This window comes from Kosakonia sp. H7A, from assembly GCF_003028445.1.
Taxonomy (GTDB): domain Bacteria; phylum Pseudomonadota; class Gammaproteobacteria; order Enterobacterales; family Enterobacteriaceae; genus Kosakonia; species Kosakonia radicincitans.
The window spans coordinates 1-450 of record NZ_PYTZ01000119.1; the positions used below are offsets into that span (position 1 = coordinate 1).

General features: G+C 63.8%; 1 protein-coding gene. It reads right to left on the reverse strand.

Features of this window, described 5'->3' with window-relative positions; all coding sequences use genetic code 11:
• Positions 1-51: 51 nt before the first annotated feature.
• A partial coding sequence (locus CWM66_RS28510; RefSeq protein ID WP_233218451.1) for a hypothetical protein occupies positions 52-450 on the reverse strand: 399 nt, incomplete at its 5' end.

Genomic DNA, 450 nt, shown 5'->3' on the forward strand with positions numbered 1-450 from the left:
GGGAAAGCCCTGACGCGCGGAGATGTCGCAGTGGGCCATGCCGGCACCCGATCAAGGGGCCTCGCGCACGCTCTCCACCTGGGTGCCCAATGCCGAGCGCAGGCCCGACACCTCCACCTTGACGACCTGCTCCGGGTGGCGCGCATAGAACCCCGGCGACACGCAGACGAAACTGGGAAAGCTGCTTTCCATAGGGCCGCCCCGCAGCTGGTAGGCGCAACCATAGCGTGACTTCAAGTAATGGGCCTGCATCGTATGCGGCTCTCGATAAGTCTTGCCAAGGGCCAGCGTGTAGGCCCACGGAATCGCCTTTGCGAAGATCAGCCAAGCCATGCCCGACAGCAGGAACAGCAGCACGGTCACGGCGGCAACGCCCCTTGCCAATCCCAATTTCCATGTTCCCAGGCGCTCACCGTGCCGTTTTAGCGCCAACGTGCCCATACAGCCCAG